Annotated in this window: 20 protein-coding genes and 1 pseudogene; 8 read left to right on the forward strand and 13 right to left on the reverse strand. The window is 40.3% G+C overall.

Going from position 1 to position 22,229, the window contains the following annotated elements; genetic code table 11:
• Positions 1-24: 24 nt before the first annotated feature.
• The 11 genes from rlmN to AC5YCE_RS02320 all read right to left on the reverse strand — a co-directional run bounded on the left by rlmN (position 25) and on the right by AC5YCE_RS02320 (position 9,998).
• The gene (gene rlmN, locus AC5YCE_RS02270) at positions 25-1,260 is read right to left on the reverse strand and encodes a dual-specificity RNA methyltransferase RlmN (protein WP_496170849.1); all 1,236 of its coding nucleotides are present in this window, start codon (positions 1,258-1,260) and stop codon (positions 25-27) included.
• Positions 1,261-1,382: 122 nt separating this feature from the next.
• On the reverse strand, positions 1,383-1,814 hold the full coding sequence (gene ndk / locus AC5YCE_RS02275; protein WP_496125842.1) for a nucleoside-diphosphate kinase: 432 nt from the start codon (positions 1,812-1,814) through the stop codon (positions 1,383-1,385).
• A 109-nt stretch (positions 1,815-1,923) separates the two neighbouring features.
• The gene (iscX, locus tag AC5YCE_RS02280; RefSeq protein WP_496125843.1) at positions 1,924-2,124 is read right to left on the reverse strand and encodes a Fe-S cluster assembly protein IscX; all 201 of its coding nucleotides are present in this window, start codon (positions 2,122-2,124) and stop codon (positions 1,924-1,926) included.
• Between the two features lie 111 nt (positions 2,125-2,235).
• Entirely contained in the window at positions 2,236-2,787 is a 552-nt protein-coding gene (locus tag AC5YCE_RS02285) for a phosphatase PAP2 family protein (protein WP_496170851.1), read from the reverse strand.
• On the reverse strand, positions 2,777-4,153 hold the full coding sequence (locus AC5YCE_RS02290) for a glycosyltransferase family 4 protein (protein ID WP_496125845.1): 1,377 nt from the start codon (positions 4,151-4,153) through the stop codon (positions 2,777-2,779). The genes AC5YCE_RS02285 and AC5YCE_RS02290 overlap by 11 nt, the downstream gene beginning before the upstream one ends.
• Before the next feature lie 182 nt (positions 4,154-4,335).
• Entirely contained in the window at positions 4,336-5,154 is an 819-nt protein-coding gene (locus AC5YCE_RS02295; RefSeq protein ID WP_496170853.1) for an XAC2610-related protein, read from the reverse strand.
• Between the two features lie 101 nt (positions 5,155-5,255).
• On the reverse strand, positions 5,256-5,666 hold the full coding sequence (locus AC5YCE_RS02300) for a hypothetical protein (protein ID WP_496125847.1): 411 nt from the start codon (positions 5,664-5,666) through the stop codon (positions 5,256-5,258).
• 64 nt (positions 5,667-5,730) lie between these two features.
• Complete coding sequence (locus AC5YCE_RS02305; protein ID WP_496125848.1) at positions 5,731-6,120, reverse strand: hypothetical protein; 390 nt, start codon at positions 6,118-6,120, stop codon at positions 5,731-5,733.
• Positions 6,121-6,628: 508 nt separating this feature from the next.
• On the reverse strand, positions 6,629-7,645 hold the full coding sequence (ilvC, locus tag AC5YCE_RS02310) for a ketol-acid reductoisomerase (RefSeq protein ID WP_496125849.1): 1,017 nt from the start codon (positions 7,643-7,645) through the stop codon (positions 6,629-6,631).
• Between the two features lie 137 nt (positions 7,646-7,782).
• Positions 7,783-8,274, reverse strand: a complete 492-nt coding sequence (gene ilvN, locus AC5YCE_RS02315) for an acetolactate synthase small subunit (protein WP_496125850.1) — start codon at positions 8,272-8,274, stop codon at positions 7,783-7,785.
• Positions 8,271-9,998 (reverse strand): acetolactate synthase 3 large subunit, encoded by a 1,728-nt coding sequence (locus AC5YCE_RS02320; RefSeq protein ID WP_496125851.1) that lies wholly within the window; start codon positions 9,996-9,998, stop codon positions 8,271-8,273. The genes ilvN and AC5YCE_RS02320 overlap by 4 nt, the downstream gene beginning before the upstream one ends.
• A 578-nt stretch (positions 9,999-10,576) precedes the next feature.
• Here AC5YCE_RS02320 and AC5YCE_RS02325 point away from each other — a divergent pair.
• The 7 genes from AC5YCE_RS02325 (at position 10,577) to AC5YCE_RS02355 (ending at position 20,409) form a co-directional block, all read left to right on the forward strand.
• On the forward strand, positions 10,577-10,948 hold the full coding sequence (locus AC5YCE_RS02325; protein WP_496125870.1) for a DUF4124 domain-containing protein: 372 nt from the start codon (positions 10,577-10,579) through the stop codon (positions 10,946-10,948).
• A 122-nt stretch (positions 10,949-11,070) separates the two neighbouring features.
• The gene (gene leuS, locus AC5YCE_RS02330; protein ID WP_496170855.1) at positions 11,071-13,707 is read left to right on the forward strand and encodes a leucine--tRNA ligase; all 2,637 of its coding nucleotides are present in this window, start codon (positions 11,071-11,073) and stop codon (positions 13,705-13,707) included.
• 243 nt (positions 13,708-13,950) lie between these two features.
• Complete coding sequence (locus AC5YCE_RS02335) at positions 13,951-14,511, forward strand: LPS-assembly lipoprotein LptE (protein ID WP_496170857.1); 561 nt, start codon at positions 13,951-13,953, stop codon at positions 14,509-14,511.
• A gap of 15 nt (positions 14,512-14,526) precedes the next feature.
• Complete coding sequence (gene holA / locus AC5YCE_RS02340) at positions 14,527-15,516, forward strand: DNA polymerase III subunit delta (protein WP_496170859.1); 990 nt, start codon at positions 14,527-14,529, stop codon at positions 15,514-15,516.
• Between the two features lie 135 nt (positions 15,517-15,651).
• Positions 15,652-17,001: a MacA family efflux pump subunit gene (locus AC5YCE_RS02345; protein WP_496170861.1), complete on the forward strand. Its 1,350-nt coding sequence runs from the start codon at positions 15,652-15,654 to the stop codon at positions 16,999-17,001.
• A gap of 2 nt (positions 17,002-17,003) precedes the next feature.
• A complete protein-coding gene (locus tag AC5YCE_RS02350; RefSeq protein ID WP_496170863.1) occupies positions 17,004-18,983 on the forward strand; it encodes a MacB family efflux pump subunit in 1,980 nt (659 codons plus the stop codon).
• A gap of 10 nt (positions 18,984-18,993) precedes the next feature.
• Entirely contained in the window at positions 18,994-20,409 is a 1,416-nt protein-coding gene (locus AC5YCE_RS02355; protein ID WP_496170865.1) for an efflux transporter outer membrane subunit, read from the forward strand.
• A 132-nt stretch (positions 20,410-20,541) separates the two neighbouring features.
• Here the strand turns inward: AC5YCE_RS02355 and AC5YCE_RS02360 are convergent, their stop codons facing one another.
• Together AC5YCE_RS02360 and AC5YCE_RS02365 are read right to left on the reverse strand one after the other, a co-directional pair.
• Positions 20,542-21,186: a tetratricopeptide repeat protein gene (locus AC5YCE_RS02360; RefSeq protein WP_496170867.1), complete on the reverse strand. Its 645-nt coding sequence runs from the start codon at positions 21,184-21,186 to the stop codon at positions 20,542-20,544.
• 21 nt (positions 21,187-21,207) lie between these two features.
• Positions 21,208-21,453 (reverse strand): annotated as a pseudogene (locus AC5YCE_RS02365) (hypothetical protein); the annotation flags it as partial.
• A gap of 291 nt (positions 21,454-21,744) precedes the next feature.
• Between AC5YCE_RS02365 and AC5YCE_RS02370 the strand changes: the two are divergent.
• Positions 21,745-22,229, forward strand: a 485-nt coding sequence (locus AC5YCE_RS02370) for a transposase (RefSeq protein WP_496170869.1), incomplete at its 3' end; no start/stop codon positions are given.

Raw genomic sequence — 22,229 nt, forward strand, 5'->3', positions numbered from 1 at the left:
CAAAACCTGCCCCTTTATAATGTTTTAGCCTTGAGAACGCATAATCACATTACGTTCTTCGACTTTCTTTTTCCATTGTTCTGCACGGCGAGTTCGGTCAGCCACTTGACCGACCAATTGTCCACACGCCGCATCAATATCATCACCACGTGTTTGACGAATCGTACACACAAATCCGGCATCAGACAAAGTTTTTTGGAAAGAAATAATTCGATTTCGACTTGAACGACCGTATGGTGCATGCGGAAATGGATTAAATGGAATTAAATTAATTTTACTTGGTAAGTTTTTCAACAACTTAATCATTTGCTGCGCATGCTCTGGATGATCATTCACACCATCGAGCATCACATATTCAATGGTCACATGTTTACGCGAACTTTCATTGCCATCTTTGGCGATATAGCGCTGACAAGCTGCGATCAACTGCTCAAGCGGATATTTCTTATTGATCGGCACCAACTCATTACGTAACTCATCATTTGGAGCATGTAATGAAATTGCGAGTGCAACATCAATGTCTTTGATCATTTGGTCAATCTTCGGTACGACACCTGACGTCGAAAGGGTCACACGGCGTTTAGACATGCCATAAGCAAAGTCATCAAGCATGATACGCATTGAGTTTAACACTGCATCATAGTTGAGTAATGGTTCGCCCATCCCCATCATCACCACATTCGTCACCGAACGCTCACGATCAGCTACAGGCACATCTTCCATATAGGAAAAGTTTGCCATCCAAAGCTGACCAATAATTTCTGCTTGGTTTAAATCACGTTGAAAACCTTGTTTACCTGTCGAACAGAATGAGCAATCCAACGCACAACCGACTTGCGATGAGATACATAAAGTTTTACGTGCACCCGTTTTATCATCAGCAGGGATTAGTACAGTCTCAACCAAAGACCCTTCACCATCACCGACACGGAATACCCACTTACGTGTCCCATCTTTTGAATAATTACGATGTACCACTTCTGGCGCTTTGATTTCACACATGCGCTCTAATTTTTCACGAAGCTTGCCTGAAATATTGGTCATTTCAGCAAAGTCAGTCACAAAGAACTGGTGAATCCATTTCATCACCTGTCCTGCACGAAACTTCTTCTCTCCCATGTCTTCAAAAAATTTTTCCATTTGAGGACGAGACATGCCCAGTAAGTTCACCTTCTCAACCGTACTGGTTTGAATTGTACGAGGAGAGGATTGCTGTGGTTCATCTAAATGTACGGATGAAGCGACAACTTCTGAATTCATGAGGACTACCTAAATCATGTCGTGGGATGGAAGCGATTGCTCAATAATCGAGCAAAAAAATGTTTCGGGAATAAAAAAACCAGATAAGCAGTATATCACTTATCTGGTTCGAATACTGCGTATTAACGAGTACGTGGAGCAATCTCAGTTTGAGCGAAGAAGTAGTTAACTTCACGATCAGCTGATGCTACAGAGTCAGAACCGTGAGCAGCGTTTTCGTCGATGCTTACAGCGAAATCTGCACGGATCGTACCAGGAGCAGCTTCTTTAGGGTTAGTCGCGCCAAGGATGTCACGGTGAGCAAGAACAGCGTTTTCGCCTTCAAGAACAGATACAACTACAGGACCAGAAGTCATGAATGCAACAAGGTCACCAAAGAAACCACGTTCTTTGTGCTCAGCATAGAAGCCTTCAGCTTCAGCTTGAGTCAAATGTTTCATTTTAGTCGCAACGATTTTAAGACCCGCTTTTTCGAAACGAGCAAAGATGTCGCCGATGTTGTTTTTAGCAACTGCGTCTGGTTTAACGATAGATAATGTACGTTCAATAGCCATGATCGGCTCCTTAAGTCTATTTAGACGAGAAAATTTTGCGCATTATACCGAATAAAAGCCATTTTTCTGCTTTTACTGTGTAAAAAAATCGATTTTTTCAATTGGAGACTTAGCGCGCCTCATCAATCCAAGCCATCTGAATTCCTTCCAACAAACCTTCAGTCGATTTATTTGGATCATCAGAGAAATCAGGTAAAGCACATACCCATGCATGTAAATCCGTAAAACGAATCCATTGTGGGTCAACATCTGGATGTGCTTCAAGAAGTTCAATCGCGATATCAAGGGTATCCGTCCAACGTAAGCCCATAGGTATTCCTAAATTCAATGCTTTAAAGCTAAATATTAACAAAACTCAATAAACACGCCTATTCATTTTGTTACAGCGTTCATCTAATTCACCATCAACTTTTAAAAGGCTCTAAAGCAGAATATTCAAGTAAGATGCAAAGTGAATCATGCTCACCGCCATGACCGCACCAATACACGCCCCCACCAATACATCTGTTGGATAATGCAAGCCTAAAACCATCCGAGACAATGCCACCAAGAGCGTAAAGGGCAACATCACAATTAACAACATCGGCTGAATATACCCCAAGATGGTAGTAACCATGACCGCATGTAAGGTATGCCCTGAGGGAAAACTAAAATGATCCAGTGGTCGCTCACCCAAATGAATCACCTGATGCACTTGATACGGTCTAGGTCTGGTCGTTTTATTCTTTAAAGTTTTATACATCACTGTTCCTAGACTACAACCCAAAATGAGATAAAGAATTTGTAGGCTGTAGCCGATTCCCTGTATGCCCCATACCAAAACCAACATCAAATACCAAAATAAACCATCACCCAGTCGGCTAATGACTTTAAAAAAATGAGCGATCTTGTGTTGATGCGAAAAATGATTGAGGTATAAACAGCCTTTTAAATCTAAATCCAATATTTTTGTTTTGGTGTTTTTAATATTCATAATCTCCACTCCTTGCATGTATAGGATTGAGAAGTTGCTTAGGTTGACCGGGATGAGCTTGATCTTTATGACCTAAACCTGGGCGACCCAAATCTTGATGACCGACATCTTGATGAACAATGTGATAAAACATGGCTTCTAACTGCTGAACAGGATGACTCCACCCTGCATTTTCAACTTTAATCAGCGCATTTCGTCCCATGGCATGCAGTATTTTATTGTTGGGTAGGTTCTGTAATTGTTGACTAAATCGTGGTTTTTCCCCAAGTGGAATCAACCATGCAGAATCTGCATCTAAATATTGTTTGGCACACGCATAATCATAAGCGACAACAGCTAAGCCACTTGCCATCGCTTCTAACACGACATTGCCAAAAGTTTCAGTCTGACTGGCAAAGCAAAATACATCTGCACTGGCAAATGCTTCTGCCAGTGCCTGACCTCGCAATACACCTGTAAAAATCACATCATGCTCTTTGCTGTAACGTTCAAGTCGCTCCCGATCTGGCCCATCTCCCACAATGACCAGTTTTGCTTTTTTATCTGAGTTTTGTTTGAGTTGAATATAGGCATCAATCAGCACTTGAATTTCTTTTTCTTGTGACACTCGTCCTACATAGAGCATCACTGTTGTAAACTCACATACATTCCATTTACGGCGTAAAACTGAGCTTCTAAAACGTGGTGAGAATTTTTCTATGTCCACACCTGTTTTAATCACCTGCACCTCACAGGTCACGCCAAAATTTTGGATGGCTTCTGCTGTGTCCCGACTAGGTACACACGTGACACGTGTATTATTATGAAACCATTTTAAATAATGCTGTATCGGCTTGACCAAAAAAGCCAAATCATAAAATCGGCTAAAATCTTGAAAAGCAGAATGAAAACCACTGGTTACAGGAATATTTTTGGCTTTTGCAGCTTGAAGTACAGCAAGCCCTAACGGCCCTTCCGTCACGATATGAACAATATCAGGGGCAAAAGCTTCAAATGACTTAGAAACCTTACGGTATTGAGGCCACCCAAACTGCATTTGTCCATACTTTGGAATCGTCTGCCCATTCACCAAACACTCCTTATTTGGAGCAAATTCTGTACAGGCAAATTTTTGTGAAGGTCGAATTAATAAAATCTTATGCCCTAGCTTCTGTAATCCTTTACAAATATGCAAGAGCGACAATGCCACACCATTGACTTCAGGTGACCACGTTTCAGTGACAATGGCTATTTTTAATCGAGGGCGAATCAAATCTTCGACTAACTTTAATTCAGACTGTGGATTATTTTGACTTTTAAAATGAAAACGATTGTGATCACATATTGTTCTCTGTCTAGATAATGCAGTGTCCATGATTCTCATCATTACACCTCTATTATTTCTTTTTTCATTACCAAACAGTAAAAGATAATAATTTCAATATCATGAATTTTTCATTAAAGTCTCGTGATATTTTTTTCTACAAACATATTCTGATGCATTTATAGAATTTTTCTATGATTTTAAATCACCACACTTAGATCATTTACTTGTGGTCATCATACCCTTTATTCATCAGCAACAATTTGATTGAGTAAGCCATTTTCAACTTGGAACAATTGCCCATTTCCAAAATCAATCTGTTGCTTTTCACCATGTAAGTTTGGAAATCCTACAATTTTTTCCAACTGCGGTGAGCGCTGATATTTGGTGGTTTTTGGGTTATACATCCAATAAATATAGCGCTTATCTGTGACTTTTCGGTCTTGCGACAGATCTGACAAAATCACGTCATAATAACCATCAAAGTTAATATCCATATAGCCCATACTGTTTGGATACGCTGAGAATCCTGTCAGTGTTTGCGCCACGGTATTGTTGGTTTTATTGATCACATCAACACGGGTGAGTAGTTGTTCACGCGTTTGGGTATCTGCTTTTACCCCATAAAATTTAAAAGTAAAAAGTGGTTTATTTTCGACTTTAAAAGCTGGTTCAAATTGAATATTTTGCCAATCATTATCGATCAACACTTTTGTTTGAAATACACCTGAATTTGAGTCTAAAACACCTGTGATTTGTTTAAGCACTTCAATATTTGATTGTGTCGTTGTATCAGCATATAAAGTTAAATCATTGCCCTTTTGCGTACCTTTAAGTTTAATTGAATCTGAATTTTCTAATACAGTTAGAGTGGCTTTAGGATTGGTCACACCCGCAAACAGACTCAAGAAATATTGTTGATCTGTAGATTGCAACATGCGTTGCATGGAGACTCGGACACTCAGTTGTTTTAATGGATTAAGTGATAAATCTTGAACTATCTCAGCATGCGTATATACAGGCATTGAGATCAGCATTGAGCTAAGAAATGTTTTTATTTTCATTATAAAATCCTGCATAAATCCAAAAAAATTAGTTTAATTTAGCATAAGCGCATCGCACTCAAATACCAAATTACTGATTTTCTCATACCCAATTAAACGATCTATTTAATTGACACATAAAATGAAGAAATCAATTTCATCGTTCGTCTACAAACCATATAGCCTACTAACCACCCTATCCAAGCCAAAGGGCAAAACACATAAAACCATCTACATTTCTGTATATGGAGATACCTATGCTTAAGCCAAATATTGTCAAACTCCCAATCTGGCATCATTCTCGAAGCAATTAAAACTCCAACCAAAGGAATAAAGCAAAATAAAATACTTAAAGAAATCCAAGCAAAACCCCATAAAACTTGGCTATAAAGAACTACTTTAATCTCATTTATTGAAAGTTGATTTATATGCAAACCCTCTACATGACTTTGAAGCTCACTTTCGCTCAACCCGATCTCAGTCCATGAAAAAGAGAAAAACTTCCATACCCTCAATTCATTTTCTAATCTCATGTTTTTTCAACCAAAATAAAGCTAATCTTCCCAAAATCAAAAACATATCCTCATGTTGAAGTTATTATTTAGATGTAAGATTAAGATTTAATATCGAATAATAATATTGCTGATTAATTGGGTATTGAGTTTTACCTATAAAAACTCTCGCAGCACACTGCCCAAACAAGGTCTGAGTATCTGACCATGCATTTTCAACAATTCCACTGGGATTGACATGTGCTACAACCTCAAATGATGTAGGCAATTCAAGCGGTGTACAGACCTCAAATATATTTCTTAAAATAGGTCCATTAGATAGATTAAGTGCCGACAAAACTTGCGGTTCAAGTTTTTTTTCAAAATCCAATGCTTCTTGCTTCATAGACTGATATTTTGCATGCGTCATAATCTCAGAATAGGCAAAATTGCTAAAAAGACTTGCACATATAACTGTGAAAAATTTAAATTTCATTATTATTCTCTTACTCATATATAGCTAAAGTATATAAAAATTTAAAAAAAAATTGCAAATATTCCAAAAAGATACTAGATCAACCATCTTTAAAATTCCAAAATAAAGAGAATCATCTTTACGCAAAAAAGCCTCTGTTAAAAACAAGGGATTTTTGAGTTAGAAATTTAAACTTAGCTCATTTCATTGTCTACGATTTTGTTCACTTGAATCCAAGGTACGAAAAATATAGCAAAGCAGTGCTTTGCTATATTTTGAGGCACGCAACTTAAATTTTGATCTATTAAAAAACCCACTCAAAATGAGTGGGTTTTCGCATTCAAATCAAATGATTCAAGAAATTAGTTTTTCTCTTTATCAACGATTTTGTTTGCTTGAATCCAAGGTACGAAAGATAAGTAAAGCACTGCTTTACTTATCTTGAGGCACGTATCATTGTTACGGCTTTAATTAATACAATAAAAAGCCCCTGTTAAAAACAAGGGCTTTTTTACTTAGAAATTAGAACTTAGTTCTTTTCTTTGTCTACAATTTTGTTTGCTTGAATCCAAGGCATCATCGCACGTAACTTGTTACCCGTTACTTCGATACCGTGAGCAGCATTTTGACGACGACGAGCAGTCATAGATGGGTAGTTCAACGCACCTTCTTGAATGAACATCTTCGCATATTCGCCAGATTGAATACGTTTAAGCGCATTACGCATCGCTTCACGAGACTGTTCATTGATGACTTCAGTACCTGTTACATATTCGCCATATTCGGCGTTGTTAGATACTGAGTAGTTCATGTCCGCGATACCGCCTTCGAACATTAAGTCAACGATCAATTTAAGTTCGTGTAGACATTCGAAATACGCCATTTCTGGTGCATAACCCGCTTCAACCAAAGTTTCGAAGCCCATTTTAACTAATTCTACAGCACCACCACAAAGAACTGCTTGCTCACCGAAAAGGTCAGTTTCAGTTTCTTCACGGAAAGAAGTTTCGATGATACCAGTACGGCCACCACCTACGCCTGAAGCGTAAGAAAGTGCAACGTTACGTGCATTACCAGAAGCATCTTGGTGAATCGCGATTAAATCAGGAACACCTGAACCACGTTGGTATTCAGAACGAACGGTATGACCAGGTGCTTTAGGCGCAACCATGATGACGTCTAAGTCTTTACGTGGCACAACTTGGTTATAAAGGATAGAGAAACCATGAGCAAATGCTAAAGTCGCACCTTGCTTGATGTTTGGCTCAATCTCGTCACGGTAAAGTTGAGATTGGAATTCATCCGGAGTCAAAATCATTACTACGTCAGCTTGCGCTACAGCAGCAGCAACTTCAGCAACTTTAAGACCAGAATTTTCAGCTTTTTTCCAAGATGCAGAGTTCGCACGTAAACCTACAGTTACGTCAACGCCTGAATCTTTAAGGTTAAGCGCATGCGCATGACCTTGTGAACCGTAACCAATGATCGCTACTTTTTTAGATTGGATGATTGATAAGTCTGTGTCTTTATCGTAAAAAATTTGCATTGCTGTCTCCGCTAAAATGCTTTTGTTTTCCCTTTCCCCGACCAAGTATTGAATGACTTGGTCAGATTTGCTCAAAGAGCAGGAAGAATTTGTGAATAAAATTTAAATCTATTTTGTCTAATTTTCTTTTAAGAAAATTAAAGCGTTAAAACTTTTTCGCCACGTGCGATACCAGATACACCTGAGCGTACAACTTCAAGAATGGTATTTTCAGCCAAAGCATCAATAAAGCCATCAATTTTTTCAGTCGTACCAGCGATTTGAATCGTATATGTTGTAGGAGTTACATCGACAATCTGACCACGGAAAATATCCGCTGTGCGCTTAATTTCACCGCGTGCAGAACCCAATGCTTTAACTTTAATCAGCATCAGTTCACGTTCAATATGTGCACCTTCAGACAAATCAACCACTTTTACCACTTCAACTAACTTGTTTAATTGTTTGGTAATTTGTTCGATTTTGTGATCATCGCCATAAGTGGTCAAGGTTAAACGTGACATCGTCGAATCTTCAGTCGGTGCTACGTTTAGAGTCTCGATATTATAGTTACGTTGAGAAAATAAACCGACCAAACGTGAAAGCGCACCTGCTTCGTTTTCTACAAGTACAGAGATAATGTGTCTCATGCTGTGCGCTCCCCTTTTCCTAACCACATGTCTTGCATAGATTGACCTGCAATCAACATTGGGTATACATGTTCTGAACGATCAACCATCACGTTAATGAATACACATTTATCATTAATCGCCATCGCTTCTGCTAACTTAGACTCAAGTTCATCCGCATGGTCAATTTGAATACCGACGTGACCGTAAGCTTCCATCAATTTTGCAAAGTCAGGTAATGAGTCTACATACGAGCTTGAATGACGACCTTCGTAATTCATATCCTGCCATTGTTTAACCATACCCAGTGCACGGTTATTCAAGCATAGAATTTTTACATTTAAGCCATATTGCTTACACGTAGAAAGCTCTTGGATACACATCTGAATCGATGCTTCACCTGTAATACACACCACTTGTTGATCTGGGAACGCAAGCTTCGCTGCCATTGCATACGGCAAGCCAACACCCATGGTACCTAGACCACCCGAGTTGATCCATTGACGTGGACGTGTATATTTATAATAGTTCGCACCGAACATTTGATGCTGACCGACGTCAGAAGTAATAATCGCTTGGCTATTGGTGATTTTATCCAAAGCCTGAACCACTTGTTGTGGTTTCATACCACCATCCACAGCCGCTTCATAACGTAAGCCATGAACCTTGCGCCATTCATTAATTTGCGACCACCAAGAGGCAATCACGTCTGGATTCGGTTTAGAAACATTCAATTGTTTCAATTGAGCCAACATTTCTTGAAGAACTGGCTCTACCGCACCCACAATTGGAATGTGCGCCATGATGGTTTTTGAAATCGTGGCTGGATCGATATCAATATGAATCACTTTTGCATTGAGACAGAATTTTGCAGGATTATTGGTTACACGGTCATCAAAACGTGCACCGATCGCTAAAATCACGTCTGCATTATGCATCGTCATGTTGGCTTCGTATGTACCATGCATACCCAACATACCGATGAACTGCTCATCATTTCCAGGGAAAGCACCTAAACCCATCAAGGTATTGGTTACTGGATAATTTAAAAGATGTGCAAGCTCAGTCAACAATTCAGAAGCATTCCCTTGAACAACACCACCACCTGTATAAATGACAGGACGTTTAGCGTTAATTAATTCATCAATGGCTTTACGAATTTGACCAGTATGACCGCGATGTGGCGGTTGATACGAACGCATTTTTACTTTTTCTGGATATTCGTATGCAAACTTATCCGTTGGATTCGTTACATCTTTTGGAATATCAACAACAACAGGGCCTGGACGACCTGAAGACGCAATATAGAATGCTTTTTTAATAATTTCTGGAATTTCACTTGCATGACGCACTTGGAAACTATGCTTCACAATTGGACGTGATACACCGACCATATCTGTTTCTTGGAAAGCATCTTCACCAATTAAATGCGACGGCACCTGACCAGACAAAATCACCATTGGGATTGAGTCCATGTAGGCAGTTGCAATAGGTGTCACGGTGTTGGTTGCGCCCGGACCTGAAGTCACGAGAACCACACCTGTTTTACCTGTAACGCGCGAGTAAGCATCCGCCATATGACCAGCAGCTTGCTCATGGCGCACTAAGTAATGATTAATTTTGTCTTGCTTGAATAACGCGTCATAAATATGTAAAACCGCGCCGCCTGGATACCCAAAAACATGTTCAACGCCCTCGTCAGCCAAAGCGCGAACAAGCATTTCACCACCAGATAAAAGTTCCAACGTCTTCACCCTAAATATTATATGCACGAAGTTATGGGAGACATAACTCGAGACTCATTCATTCATTTGTATGCACTGTTATAGCACACATATACATTCGTTTTTGCTGTAATAAAAAAATTTCTGATTCACAACCGTTTGAGTTGTGAGTGCATATTCAACATGTTGGGATAAACATATTTCTGCGATTTCATCTTCTCGGCTTAGAGCAGATGTTATTACAAGCAATGTGTTTCATTCGAAGGGTGATCGAACAAAACATATAAAACTAGAGCAGCATTTTTAGTTATTTATAGGACTAAAGTCAAGGTTTGATGTGTGCTTTTTATTGTTTATTTACCAAGCGGGCGAATTTCAAACTATAACTTTTTCTTGTATCATTTATAAATAATAATTCAATCACTTATAAGATTATAAATTTCAAAAGGAAATCTTTTAACCTCATACTTTTCGATTAAAATTAAGACAAAATATCCAAATTTTCAGGAACAGGATATAATGTTTTAAAAATTTAAATACAACGATTCATTTTGAATGTAATTGGGAATTAGGTACACGGTATGAACAATAAAAAATTGATGCAAAAATCTGTTTTACTTGGGGCAACTTTGAGTCTGCTGTGTTCAGCACCATCACTCAGCTTTGCAAAAGAATATTACAAATGGGTAGATAGCAAAGGGACGACACATTACACAACCACGCCCCCACCTAAATCAAGTAAAAGCCGTGGCAAGATTGATACCTATGGTTATCGCACATCAACACCAACAACGTCTAACGCACAGCAAAATTCATCGAACACAAGTTCAACGAATACTGCTCCGACTTCAAATCCAGTGCAAGCACCACCGACATCAAATAGCACGCAACCTCAAACGATGGATTCACAACAACGTGATGCCAATGCTGCACTACAAAATGGTGCTGTGGAACGTGCAGAGTTGCGTTAATTCAAAAAGTCTATTTAGTGAATTAATTTTTGCAAAGAATGCATCGCGCAAAATTCACTTTTAGGTGCATTTTGCGCTATGCTGTGCAACAAACTTTTTGACCGTAATTCACTAATACGTTTATGACTACTCACATTGATTCCGAATATCAAGCAAGTGCGATTGAGCCTCAAGTCCAACAAGACTGGGAATCTCGCAAAGCCTTTAAAGTTGCCGACACTGTAGAAGGTCCACGTCGTTATATCCTCTCGATGTTCCCTTACCCAAGCGGTAAACTGCATATGGGTCATGTGCGTAACTATACGATTGGTGACGTGATCAGTCGTTTCCATACACTTAAAGGTGAAACTGTGCTTCAACCAATGGGTTGGGATGCGTTTGGTTTACCTGCGGAAAATGCTGCAATTGCCCATCAAGTTGCGCCGGCAAAATGGACATTTGAAAACATTGCATACATGCGTGATCAACTTAAAAAATTAGGTTTGGCTGTCGACTGGGATCGTGAGTTTGCAACTTGCACACCTGAATACTATCGCTGGGAACAATGGTTGTTTGTTCAGCTTTATAAAAAGGGTCTGATCTACCGTAAACTTTCAACCGTGAACTGGGATCCTGTAGATCAAACTGTTTTAGCAAACGAACAAGTTGAAAATGGTCGTGGTTGGCGTTCTGGCGCATTGGTAGAAAAACGTGATATTCCAATGTATTACTTCCGTATCACGGATTATGCCCAAGAATTACTGGATGATTTAGACACGCTGAAAGACGGTTGGCCACAACAAGTTCTCACCATGCAACGTAACTGGATTGGTCGCTCACAAGGGATGGAGATTACCTTCCCTTCAGCGAATACCGACGTATATGCAGATGGTTTAACTGTATTTACCACACGTGCTGACACTTTAATGGGTGTGACGTATGTTGCTGTTGCAGCAGAACACCCAATGGCGCTGAAAGCGGCTGCTCTCCAATCAGAAGCAGGCAATCCTGAACTTGCTGCCTTTATTGAAGAGTGCCGTATGGGTTCAGTTGCTGAAGCTGATCTTGCGACTGCCGAGAAAAAAGGCATGGCAACAGGTCTTTCAGTTAAGCACCCTGTGACTGATGAAGAATTACCTGTTTGGATTGCAAACTACGTTCTTATGTCTTACGGCTCTGGCGCTGTCATGGCTGTTCCTGCTCATGACGAACGTGACTTTGAGTTTGCCAACAAATTCGGCTTAACCATCAAACAAGTCATTGATGCTAAAGGCGCAGATGACAGTGATTTTGACGCGACAGCTTGGCAAGAATGGTACGGCTCAAAAGAAGGCAAACTGGTAAATTCAGGCGAATTTGATGGTTTAGATTTACAAGGTGCATACGATGCTTTCCTTGCGAAACTAGAACCGACTGAACTTGCGAACACTAAAGTTCAATTCCGTTTACGTGACTGGGGTGTTTCTCGTCAGCGTTATTGGGGTTGTCCAATTCCAATGATTAACTGCCCATCATGTGGTCAAGTGCCCGTGCCTGAAGATCAACTTCCAGTTGTACTTCCAACGGATGTGGTTCCAGATGGTTCAGGTAACCCGCTGAACAAAATGCCTGAGTTCTATGAAACCTCTTGCCCAAGCTGTGGTGGCGATGCACGTCGTGAAACAGATACGCTAGATACCTTCGTAGAATCATCTTGGTACTACGCACGTTATGCATCTCCAGACTTTACTGGTGGTATGGTTGATCCTGCTGCAGGTCAAACGTGGTTACCTGTAAACCAATATATTGGTGGTGTTGAACACGCCATTCTACATTTGCTTTATGCACGATTCTTCCACAAACTCATGCGTGATGAAGGCGTGGTACAAGGTAACGAACCATTCACTAACCTTTTAACTCAAGGCATGGTACTGGCAGATACGTTCTACCGCGAGGCAGATTCAGGCAAGAAAACATGGTTTAACCCTGCCGATATCGAGCTTGAAAAAGACGAAAAAGGTCGTGTGCTTTCTGCTAAATACAAACAAGATGGTCAAGATGTTGTGGTTGGCGGTCAAGAGAAAATGTCGAAATCGAAAAATAACGGTATCGACCCGCAATCGATTATTGATCAATACGGCGCAGATACTGCACGTGTATTTATGATGTTTGCTGCACCACCTGATCAATCACTTGAATGGTCTGATGCGGGTGTTGAAGGCGCTAACCGCTTCTTAAAACGTGTATGGCGTTTGGCGACAGGCTTCCTTGAAAAAGGCAACAATGCATCAACCATCGACAAAGCTGCACTGTCGACAGCTGCACAAGATCTACGTCGTAAAACACACGAAACCATCCAAAAAGTGGGTGATGACATCGAACGTCGTCATGCATTTAACACGGCTATTGCCGCGATGATGGAACTTTTAAACGCAAACAATAAGTTTGAAGCAAAAGATGACAATGATGTTGCTGTTGCACGTGAGTCTATTACGACGCTTCTGACTTTGCTTGCCCCATTTGCACCACATTTAAGCCAAACATTATTGGCTGAATTTGGGATCGAATTGGAAAAAGTATTGTTCCCAGTGGTGGATGAATCTGCCTTAACACGTAACACCCAAACCATTGTGGTTCAAGTCAACGGTAAGCTTCGTGGCAAATTAGAAGTGTCGGTAGATATTTCTAAAGATGATATCTTGGCGCTTGCAAAAGCATTGCCTGAAGTACAACAGTTCTTAACAGGTCCAACCAAGAAAGAAATTGTGGTTCCGAATAAACTCGTGAATTTGGTGGTTTAATTCTTTATAGCACCTTCTCCCTCTGGGAGAAGGTTGGGATGAGGGTTATTAAATAAATAAACCTCTCCCTAACCCTCTCCTAAAAGGATAGGGAATGCTTGAAGATAAATCCCTCCAAACCTCCCTTTACTAAAGGGAGGCTTAAAAAACACAAAGCCCGTTGCCAGCCAACGGGCTTTGCACATACAATCGAACATATCATTGATCTTCCTTATCTTGAGGAATATATACAGAGGATTACGCATGTATTTGGTCAAACGTTTAGCAGCAGTTGTTTTAACTTTGGGCTTAGGTGCAGGCTTAGTCGGCTGTGATTTTCATTTAAAAGGAACCAACCCAGTGGCAACCCCATTGGTCTATACCAAACTAGAATTAATCCTGCCTGAAAATACTCAAGATCTAGAAAAGAAACTGAGCGCATATTTATCAGCAACTGGCGTTCAATTGAGTAATGCCAATGATGCCTATGTCTTACGTGTGCTTGATTACAAGCCTGTACGTCATGAGCTCAAAGGAAGTCTAATTGAAGTCCTATTGCGTTTAAGCGTGACCTTTCAAATTGAAGATCGCCAAGGTAATCCGATTACAGAACCACGTACATTAACAGCATCTCGTAGCTACCAATATAATGTTGCAACGGTGAACACCGATGATCAACAGTATCGTTATTTAAGCCAAATTTTAATTGATGACGTTGCACAGCAGATGTCACGTCAAATTTCGGCGAATCGTTTACCTAAAGCACAGGTCAATGTTCAACTCCCTATCCAGCAAGACGTTCAGCTGAATCAACCACAAAATTAATGAATCACTAAAACCATGAAGATAGATTACCTCCAAGCGTTAAAACGCGTTGATGAAGCTCGCGGTGCTTGGATTCTGCATGGGCAAGAACCGCTTCTCGAACAAAATTTGATTGATGCATTTCGTCAGAGTTGGACGAAACAAGATATTGAACGTCAGCGTTACGATATTGCTTCAGTCAGTGATTGGAAAAATGTCTTTAATGCCTTAAATAGTCTGTCTTTATTTTCTCAAAATTTAGCAGTTGAAGTGCATGGCAACATCAAACCTGATGCCAACACCCTCAAATTACTGAAAAGTTATATTCAACATAATGAACACAATTTACTTGTGATCATAATGCCCAAACAAGACAGTGCCAGTTTGAAATCTGCTTTTTTCCAAACGGTAGAAGCCAACGGCGTTGTTGTCGCTTTAACGGCAAATTATCCGCAAGAGCGCCAAAAAGTTTTAAGCTTTGAAGCCGATAAACTGGGGATACAACTGGATCGTGATGCATGGGTTTGGCTTGAACAACATCATGAGCACAACCTCCTTGCTGCAAAAAATAGCTTGATGCGTGTGGCTGACACATTTCCCAATGAAGCTCAAATTCAAGTCAATCATCTTGTTGAATGCTTGCAGGATCAATCGCGCTACAGCACTTTTGATCTGAGTGATTCAATGCTTGCAGGTCATTTGGCACAGTCGATTAAAACATTTCAGTATCTGATTGAATCTGGTGAAGCACCAAGTTTAATTCTTTGGACAATCAGTAAAGAAATGCGTTTACTCATGCAATTGTATGAGCAACCTCAAAATGCCTTACAACTCGGTATTTGGAAAACCAAAGTCAGTCAATATCAGCAAGCCTTACGTCGTTTAAATCCCCAACAATTTTTGACTTGGCCACTCCTTCTGCTTCGCATTGATGCTGCGATTAAAGGCAAAAGCCAAGAAAACCCCGAACATTTAATCCAGCAATGTATCGCTGAAGTCTGTGGTCGCACTCTATTCGTTCATTAATTAAAGCGATTTCAGATCATATTTTAAGACTCTATTTATTAATAATAATTATCATTTTCAATAATTTAAAATATTCACGCTTTCTCCTTATTTCACCTTTATAATTCGCATAATTTTCAAATTCTATTGACTACTATGCCAAAAATAAAATTAAGCAAACTGATTATCATTGCTGTCGTTGCGATTGCAATTGCGGCGACTGCTTGGTATTTCTTCAAGCCTGAGCCGGAGAAAAGTCAATTTATTACTGCTGAGGTGACGCGTGGTGATATTGAAAACTCAGTGCTTGCAACAGGTGTCCTTGAAGCGACCAAAATGGTCAGCGTCGGTTCACAGGTGTCCGGTCAAGTCAAAAAAATGTATGTGCAACTGGGTGATCAGGTTAAACAAGGTCAACTGATCGCGCAAATTGATTCTATCCGTCAAGAGAATGAACTCAAAACTGTAGAAGCCAATATTAAAAATCAACAAGCTCAATTGGCAACACGTCAAGCCAATCTGGCTAAAGTTGAGGCTGAATATAACCGTCAAAAAGCCATGTATGCGCAAGATGCAACGTCTCGTGCTGAACTAGAATCTGCACTTGCAAGCTTTAAAACAGCGCAATCAGACATCACTGCCGTGAATGCACAAATTGAACAATCTCGTTTAACGCTTTCAACTGCGAAAGAAGACTTGGGTTATACCCAAATTGTTGCACCGATGGATGGAACGATTGTTGCAATCGTGACTGAAGAAGGTCAAACGGTCAATGCGAATCAAAGTGCACCGACCATCGTCAAACTGGCAAAGCTGGACACCATGACCGTGAAATCTGAAATTTCAGAAGCCGATGTCATGAAGGTTCAAGAAGGTCAAAAAGTATACTTCACCACTTTAGGCAACAACGAGAAAAAGCATTACGCAACGCTTCGTCAAGTTGAACCTGCACCTAATTCAATCAATACTGAATCAAATGCCAATACATCTTCTACAAGCTCAGCTGTCTACTACAATGCTTTGTTTGATGTCCCCAATGAAGATGGCAAACTGCGTATTGATATGACGGCGCAAGTCTTCATTATTTTAGATGAAGCAAAAAATGTACTCACCATTCCCGCATCAGCTGTTCAAGCTTCAAATCGTCCACAGCGTCAACGCACTCAAAAATCGAACCCTGAAGCAGGTGCTGAACCACCTCGTGGTGAACGTAACCGTGAAGGCAATGCCAATAATCCAAACCGCCCTGCTCGTTTAGAGCTGACTGCTGAAGAACGTCAGTTGATTGATCAAGGCAAGGCTTCGATCGGTATGGTTCGCGTATTACAAGCAGATGGTTCTGCGAAACCTCAGTCTGTATTGATCGGTTTAAATAACCGTGTTACCGCTGAAGTGATTCGTGGTTTGAAGCAAGGCGATAAAGTCGTGATTGCTGATGGTGCCGACTCATCGAATGATGCTGCGAAACGCGGTGCCCGTGGTGGCGCTGGTCCAATGAGAATGTAATCATGGATCAAAACAAGCAACCCTTACTCGAAGTTAAAAATCTGACCCGTGAATTCCCTGCTGGGGAAAGCACGGTACAGATTTTAAAAGGGGTAAATCTCGAAATTTATCCCGGTGAACTGGTGGCGATTGTCGGTCAATCTGGTTCAGGTAAATCCACGCTGATGAACATTTTGGGCTGTCTCGATCAGCCCACAGCAGGCAGTTATAAGGTTCAAGGACGTGAAACGCGCGAGTTAGAAGCCGATGAACTGGCTGAACTGCGTCGTGAATATTTTGGTTTTATTTTCCAGCGTTATCATTTATTGGGTGATCTGAATGCCGCAGGTAACGTTGAAGTCCCTGCCATTTATGCAGGTGCTGATTCGTCTGAACGTCATCAACGCTCAGTTCAGTTACTCACAGATTTGGGATTAAGCGATAAAACCCAAAACCGTCCAAGTCAGCTTTCTGGTGGTCAGCAACAACGTGTGTCGATTGCGCGTGCATTGATGAACGGTGGCGATGTAATTCTTGCCGATGAACCCACAGGTGCACTGGATAAGAACAGTGGTATTGAAGTGATGCGTATTTTGCGTGAGCTGAATGCCAAGGGTCACACCATTATTCTGGTCACGCATGATCACAATGTCGCTAAAAATGCCACACGTATTATTGAAATCTCGGATGGAAATATTATTTCCGATGAGCCGAATATACCTGTTAATGATGATGAACCTCTAGAGAAACACACTTTAGTTCGCCCTGAACAAAAGAAAATTTCATCATGGCGTTCTGCTACGGATCGCTTAGGTGAAGCATTCCGCATGGCGATCTTGGCCATGAATGCACACCGTATGCGTACTTTCTTAACCATGCTCGGGATCATTATTGGTATTGCCTCGGTGGTATCCGTAGTTGCACTCGGGAATGGTTCACAAAAGCAGATTTTAGAGAATATTAGCAGTCTTGGCACCAATACCATTACCGTTTATCAAGGACGAGGTTTTGGTGACAACTCACGATCCTCACAAAGCAAAACCTTAATTCCTGCCGATGCTGATGCCTTAGCAGAACAACCTTATGTCGACGGGGTCAGCCCATCGGTGAACTCCAGTGTGACAGGTCGCTTTAAAGATATTGAAGCCAGCACGACTGTGAATGGCGTGAGTGAAGATTTCTTCTATGTCAAAGGTCTCAACTTTCAATCAGGACAGACTTTTGACAAACAAAGTATCAATGAACAAGCACAAGATGTGGTCATTGATGACAACACCAAGAAGACCTTTTTTGCTGATGGTTCAAATCCTGTCGGTCAAGTGATCTTACTTGGAAGTGTGCCGAGCCGTATTATTGGGGTCATTGAACCGCAAAAAAGCGCGATGGGCAATGCAGACAGTCTCAATGTCTACTTACCTTACTCCACTGTCATGAGCCGGATGTTGGGTCAATCTAATGTCCGTAGCATTATTGTCCGCATTAAAGATGAATACCCAAGTGCTGCCGCTGAAAATGCCATTTTGAATTTATTGGTACAGCGTCATGGTGCGCAAGATGTGTTTACGCAAAACTCTGACAGTATCCGTGAAACGATTCAACAAACCACACAAACCATGACTTTATTGGTTTCTGCTATTGCCGTGATTTCATTGGTGGTCGGTGGTATTGGAGTGATGAATATCATGCTGGTATCTGTGACTGAACGTACACAGGAAATCGGGGTGCGTATGGCGGTCGGTGCGCGTCAAAGTGACATCTTGCAGCAGTTCCTGATTGAAGCTGTCTTGGTGTGTATTTTGGGTGGTATTTTAGGGGTGCTATTATCCCTTGGAATTGGACAATTGATTAGTCATTTTGCCGGCGGAACATTCCAAATGGCGTATTCAACGACATCGATTATTGCCGCTTTCGTATGTTCAAGCTTGATTGGTATCGTGTTCGGATTCATTCCTGCGCGTAACGCAGCTCGACTCAATCCTGTTGATGCACTTTCAAGAGAATAAGGAAAAGAATATGCCATTAAATTTAACCAAACTCACGACTGCCTTAATTCTTACGAGCTCATTGGTGGGTTGTGCTGCAATCGTCAAATCACCGTATCAAGTACCGACCGTTGATATTCCACAGGGATTTCAAAATAGTCAGCAAATGAGTCAGCAAGTCCATCAGCAGGCTTTTCATGACCAATGGTGGACGTTATTTGGTGATGCACAGCTCAATCAATTGGTTGATCAAGTGATTGCACGTAATACCGATTTGGCTGTTGCAGGGATTAACCTGCAACAAGCACGCATTCAAGCCAAACAGTCTGAAAGCCAGCAAGGTATACGTATTGGCAATGCAGGGGCATCTGTCGGTCATCGCTTTAGTTTAGATGGTGATGGGGACTCATCGAATGGGATTTCGCTGAACTATCCAGGCTTAAGCTATGAGCTGGATTTGTTCGGTAAATTGGCCAATCAAACTGAAGCTTCGCGTTGGGAAGCGCTGGCTACAGAGCAAGACCTTCAAGCCACTGCGCAAAGCTTGATTGCAACGACGACACAATTGTATTGGCAGTTAGGTTATTTAAATGAACGCTTGTCTGTGGCACAGCAGAACTTAGCCAGCACCCAAAAAACTTATGAATTAGTCAGAACTCAGTATCGTGCTGGAGCTGTCTCTGGACTCGATTTGACTTCAGCGGAACAAGCCGTTCAAAGTCAAAAGGCCACTTTAAGTCAGATTGAACAGCAAAAAGTAGAAACACGTACGGGACTCGCTGTGTTGCTCAATCAACCTGTGCAACAGCTGAATATCGCGGAGCCACAACGTTTACCTCGTTCTGCCCTGCCACAGATTCAGTCGGGCTTACCTGCTGAATTGTTATCGCGTCGTCCTGACTTACAAGCGGCTGAGTTACGCTTACGTAAAGCACTAGCCAACAAAGATGCCAATAAAGCCAGCTATTATCCTTCGATTAATTTAACGGGCAGCATTACTACAGGAGGCGCGAGTACTTCACTGAGTAATGTGCTGTCTAATCCTGCTGCGATCTTAGGGGCTGGTCTTACGCTCCCCTTCTTGCAATGGAATGACATGAAGCGTGATTTACGCGTCAATGAACTTGAGTATGAAAAGTCAATTATTCAATACCGTCAAACGCTATATAAAGCTTTTGCAGATGTTGAAAATGCTTTATCAGCACGTAATGAAATCGATAAACAAGTGGCTCTACAAGAACGTAATGTTCAACTTGCAGAGAAAACAGAACAACTGACCCAAGTTCGTTATAAAAATGGTGCTGTGGCGTTAAAGAATCTGATCGATGCGCAACGTACGACACGTGAGGCCCGTTTAAGTTTAGTTCAGACTAAACAAAGCCAATACAATGCTTATGTGACGTTATTGCAGGCATTGGGTGGAAGTCCGATTCAGCAGTTACCTTGATTTAAAATAAAAAAAGCCCGAGAGGGCTTTTTTATTTATGTAAGTTATTTAATTGATTTCGGAAGAGTTAATTAATCCCAGTAAAAATATAGCCAAGTCTTACTTATCTCTGATCTAAATATCAATAAGACATTAATTCTTCAGATTTTCATATTCTTTCTTTAAATTAGCTGCTTTAGCTGGATTATATTTCAAGCTTGTTTCATCACCATAGATTTCAGAAAGCAATTCATAAGCGCCTTCATCACCTTGTTTAAAAGCAACTTCTGCATATTTAATTGCCTCATCTAGATTTTGATTAACACCATTACCAGTAAAATATTTTAACGCCACATTATAATTTGCAAATACTTGTCCATTATCAGCAGCCTTTTTAAACCATATGAATGATTGCTTAGGATCTTTCTCTACCCCTTCACCATTTTCATAAGCTAAACCAACATTATTCTGAGAGTCTATATCACCTTGCTCTGCAGCTTTTAACATCCATTGAAATGAAGCAGCTAAATCTTTGTTAACACCATCCCCATTATATAATAGACCTGAAACTAGCACTTGAGACTGTAACAAGCCTTTTTCCGCAGATTGTAAAAAATAATGATACGCTTTCTTTTTATCCAGTTCAACACCGAGCCCCTTATAGTAGGCTACACCAACGTTATGCAATCCAGCTGCCTCACCTTTTTCAGCTAGTTTCATAAACCATTGCGTAGAAGCTTTATCATTTCTTGATACAACTTCATTTCCCTCTCTATACATTAAACCTAACTGCAACATAGCATCTGTGGATCCTAGTTCTGCTGCCTTATTATAAAGTTCATAAGCTTTTGTTAAATTTTCCTTGCCACCATTAGAAGCGTAGGTCGTTGCTAATTTAAAAATCTCAGAAGAGTTTTCTGATTTTATAAGCGCATTAACATCCTGACTCTCATTTTCTACAGGTTTCTTTGCATTAGAATCGTTATTACAACCAATTATTAAAGTAACCCGAATCGCGGATAAGGATTTTTCTTTAAAATCATAAGCTAAATGTAATTTTATGATTAATTTTTAGTGCTATCAGATCAAGGTAAATACTTTTTTATGATCAAAATGATGCATAAATCTTAAGATGAATTGTCTCATTGCCTTAAGCAGGATTCGGGTTAAAGTACTTAAAATTAAAAATAAAAGAGAATTTTTCATATGTTCATTTTCTTACACTTCACGCCCATCGAATTCGATTTAGGTCTCAACTCTATTTAACCCGAATCGCGGATAAGAAATTGACTTGAAAAATAAGAGGACTAGAGCCATCAGTTGAGTTACCACACAAAACTTAAAACTCTAGTCCCTATGTTTAATAGTACCGAATTATTCTGTTTAATTGATGATTTCTTTCTTAAATTTGAAGCAACCTATTGGAATTTCCTTAAACAAAGTCGTCGTTTCTCAAGAGTCCGAACCGCTCACTTGAGTATCTCAGAAATCACTTTTATTGCTATCTGGTATAAATGTTCTCATTTCACTAATTTCAAAGCCTTTTTTACATGGTTGAAACAGGATAAAAATCATTTATTTAAAAGCTTACCCTGTTACCAACGGATGATTCATCTGATCAATAGGCATCAATTAGCTCTACACGCTTTACATGTGGCACTGATGAAAGGTCAAGGTACACAATATTTATGGATTGATTCAACAACTTTGCCAGTTTGTAAAAATCAACGTATTCAGCGTCATAAATCATTAGTCCAAATTGCATCACGTGGTAGAAGCTCAATGGGCTGGTTTTATGGCTGTAAATTACATATTGCGATGAATCAATTTGGTGAAATTGC

The organism is Acinetobacter sp. CY79 (assembly GCF_059515845.1).

What these genes read in the sequence shown, in the direction of transcription:
- AC5YCE_RS02345 (WP_496170861.1), top strand. Translation starts at nt 15,652, where the DNA reads ATGCCAAAAATAAAATTAAGCAAACTGATTATCATTGCTGTCGTTGCG.
- AC5YCE_RS02290 (WP_496125845.1), bottom strand. Translation starts at nt 4,153, where the DNA reads ATGATGAGAATCATGGACACTGCATTATCTAGACAGAGAACAATATGT.
- ilvC (WP_496125849.1), bottom strand. Translation starts at nt 7,645, where the DNA reads ATGCAAATTTTTTACGATAAAGACACAGACTTATCAATCATCCAATCT.
- AC5YCE_RS02295 (WP_496170853.1), bottom strand. Translation starts at nt 5,154, where the DNA reads ATGAAAATAAAAACATTTCTTAGCTCAATGCTGATCTCAATGCCTGTA.
- AC5YCE_RS02300 (WP_496125847.1), bottom strand. Translation starts at nt 5,666, where the DNA reads ATGAGATTAGAAAATGAATTGAGGGTATGGAAGTTTTTCTCTTTTTCA.
- leuS (WP_496170855.1), top strand. Translation starts at nt 11,071, where the DNA reads ATGACTACTCACATTGATTCCGAATATCAAGCAAGTGCGATTGAGCCT.
- rlmN (WP_496170849.1), bottom strand. Translation starts at nt 1,260, where the DNA reads ATGAATTCAGAAGTTGTCGCTTCATCCGTACATTTAGATGAACCACAG.
- AC5YCE_RS02355 (WP_496170865.1), top strand. Translation starts at nt 18,994, where the DNA reads ATGCCATTAAATTTAACCAAACTCACGACTGCCTTAATTCTTACGAGC.
- ndk (WP_496125842.1), bottom strand. Translation starts at nt 1,814, where the DNA reads ATGGCTATTGAACGTACATTATCTATCGTTAAACCAGACGCAGTTGCT.
- AC5YCE_RS02285 (WP_496170851.1), bottom strand. Translation starts at nt 2,787, where the DNA reads ATGAATATTAAAAACACCAAAACAAAAATATTGGATTTAGATTTAAAA.
- ilvN (WP_496125850.1), bottom strand. Translation starts at nt 8,274, where the DNA reads ATGAGACACATTATCTCTGTACTTGTAGAAAACGAAGCAGGTGCGCTT.
- AC5YCE_RS02325 (WP_496125870.1), top strand. Translation starts at nt 10,577, where the DNA reads ATGCAAAAATCTGTTTTACTTGGGGCAACTTTGAGTCTGCTGTGTTCA.
- AC5YCE_RS02360 (WP_496170867.1), bottom strand. Translation starts at nt 21,186, where the DNA reads ATGTTGCAGTTAGGTTTAATGTATAGAGAGGGAAATGAAGTTGTATCA.
- holA (WP_496170859.1), top strand. Translation starts at nt 14,527, where the DNA reads ATGAAGATAGATTACCTCCAAGCGTTAAAACGCGTTGATGAAGCTCGC.
- AC5YCE_RS02305 (WP_496125848.1), bottom strand. Translation starts at nt 6,120, where the DNA reads ATGAAATTTAAATTTTTCACAGTTATATGTGCAAGTCTTTTTAGCAAT.
- AC5YCE_RS02335 (WP_496170857.1), top strand. Translation starts at nt 13,951, where the DNA reads ATGTATTTGGTCAAACGTTTAGCAGCAGTTGTTTTAACTTTGGGCTTA.
- iscX (WP_496125843.1), bottom strand. Translation starts at nt 2,124, where the DNA reads ATGGGCTTACGTTGGACGGATACCCTTGATATCGCGATTGAACTTCTT.
- AC5YCE_RS02350 (WP_496170863.1), top strand. Translation starts at nt 17,004, where the DNA reads ATGGATCAAAACAAGCAACCCTTACTCGAAGTTAAAAATCTGACCCGT.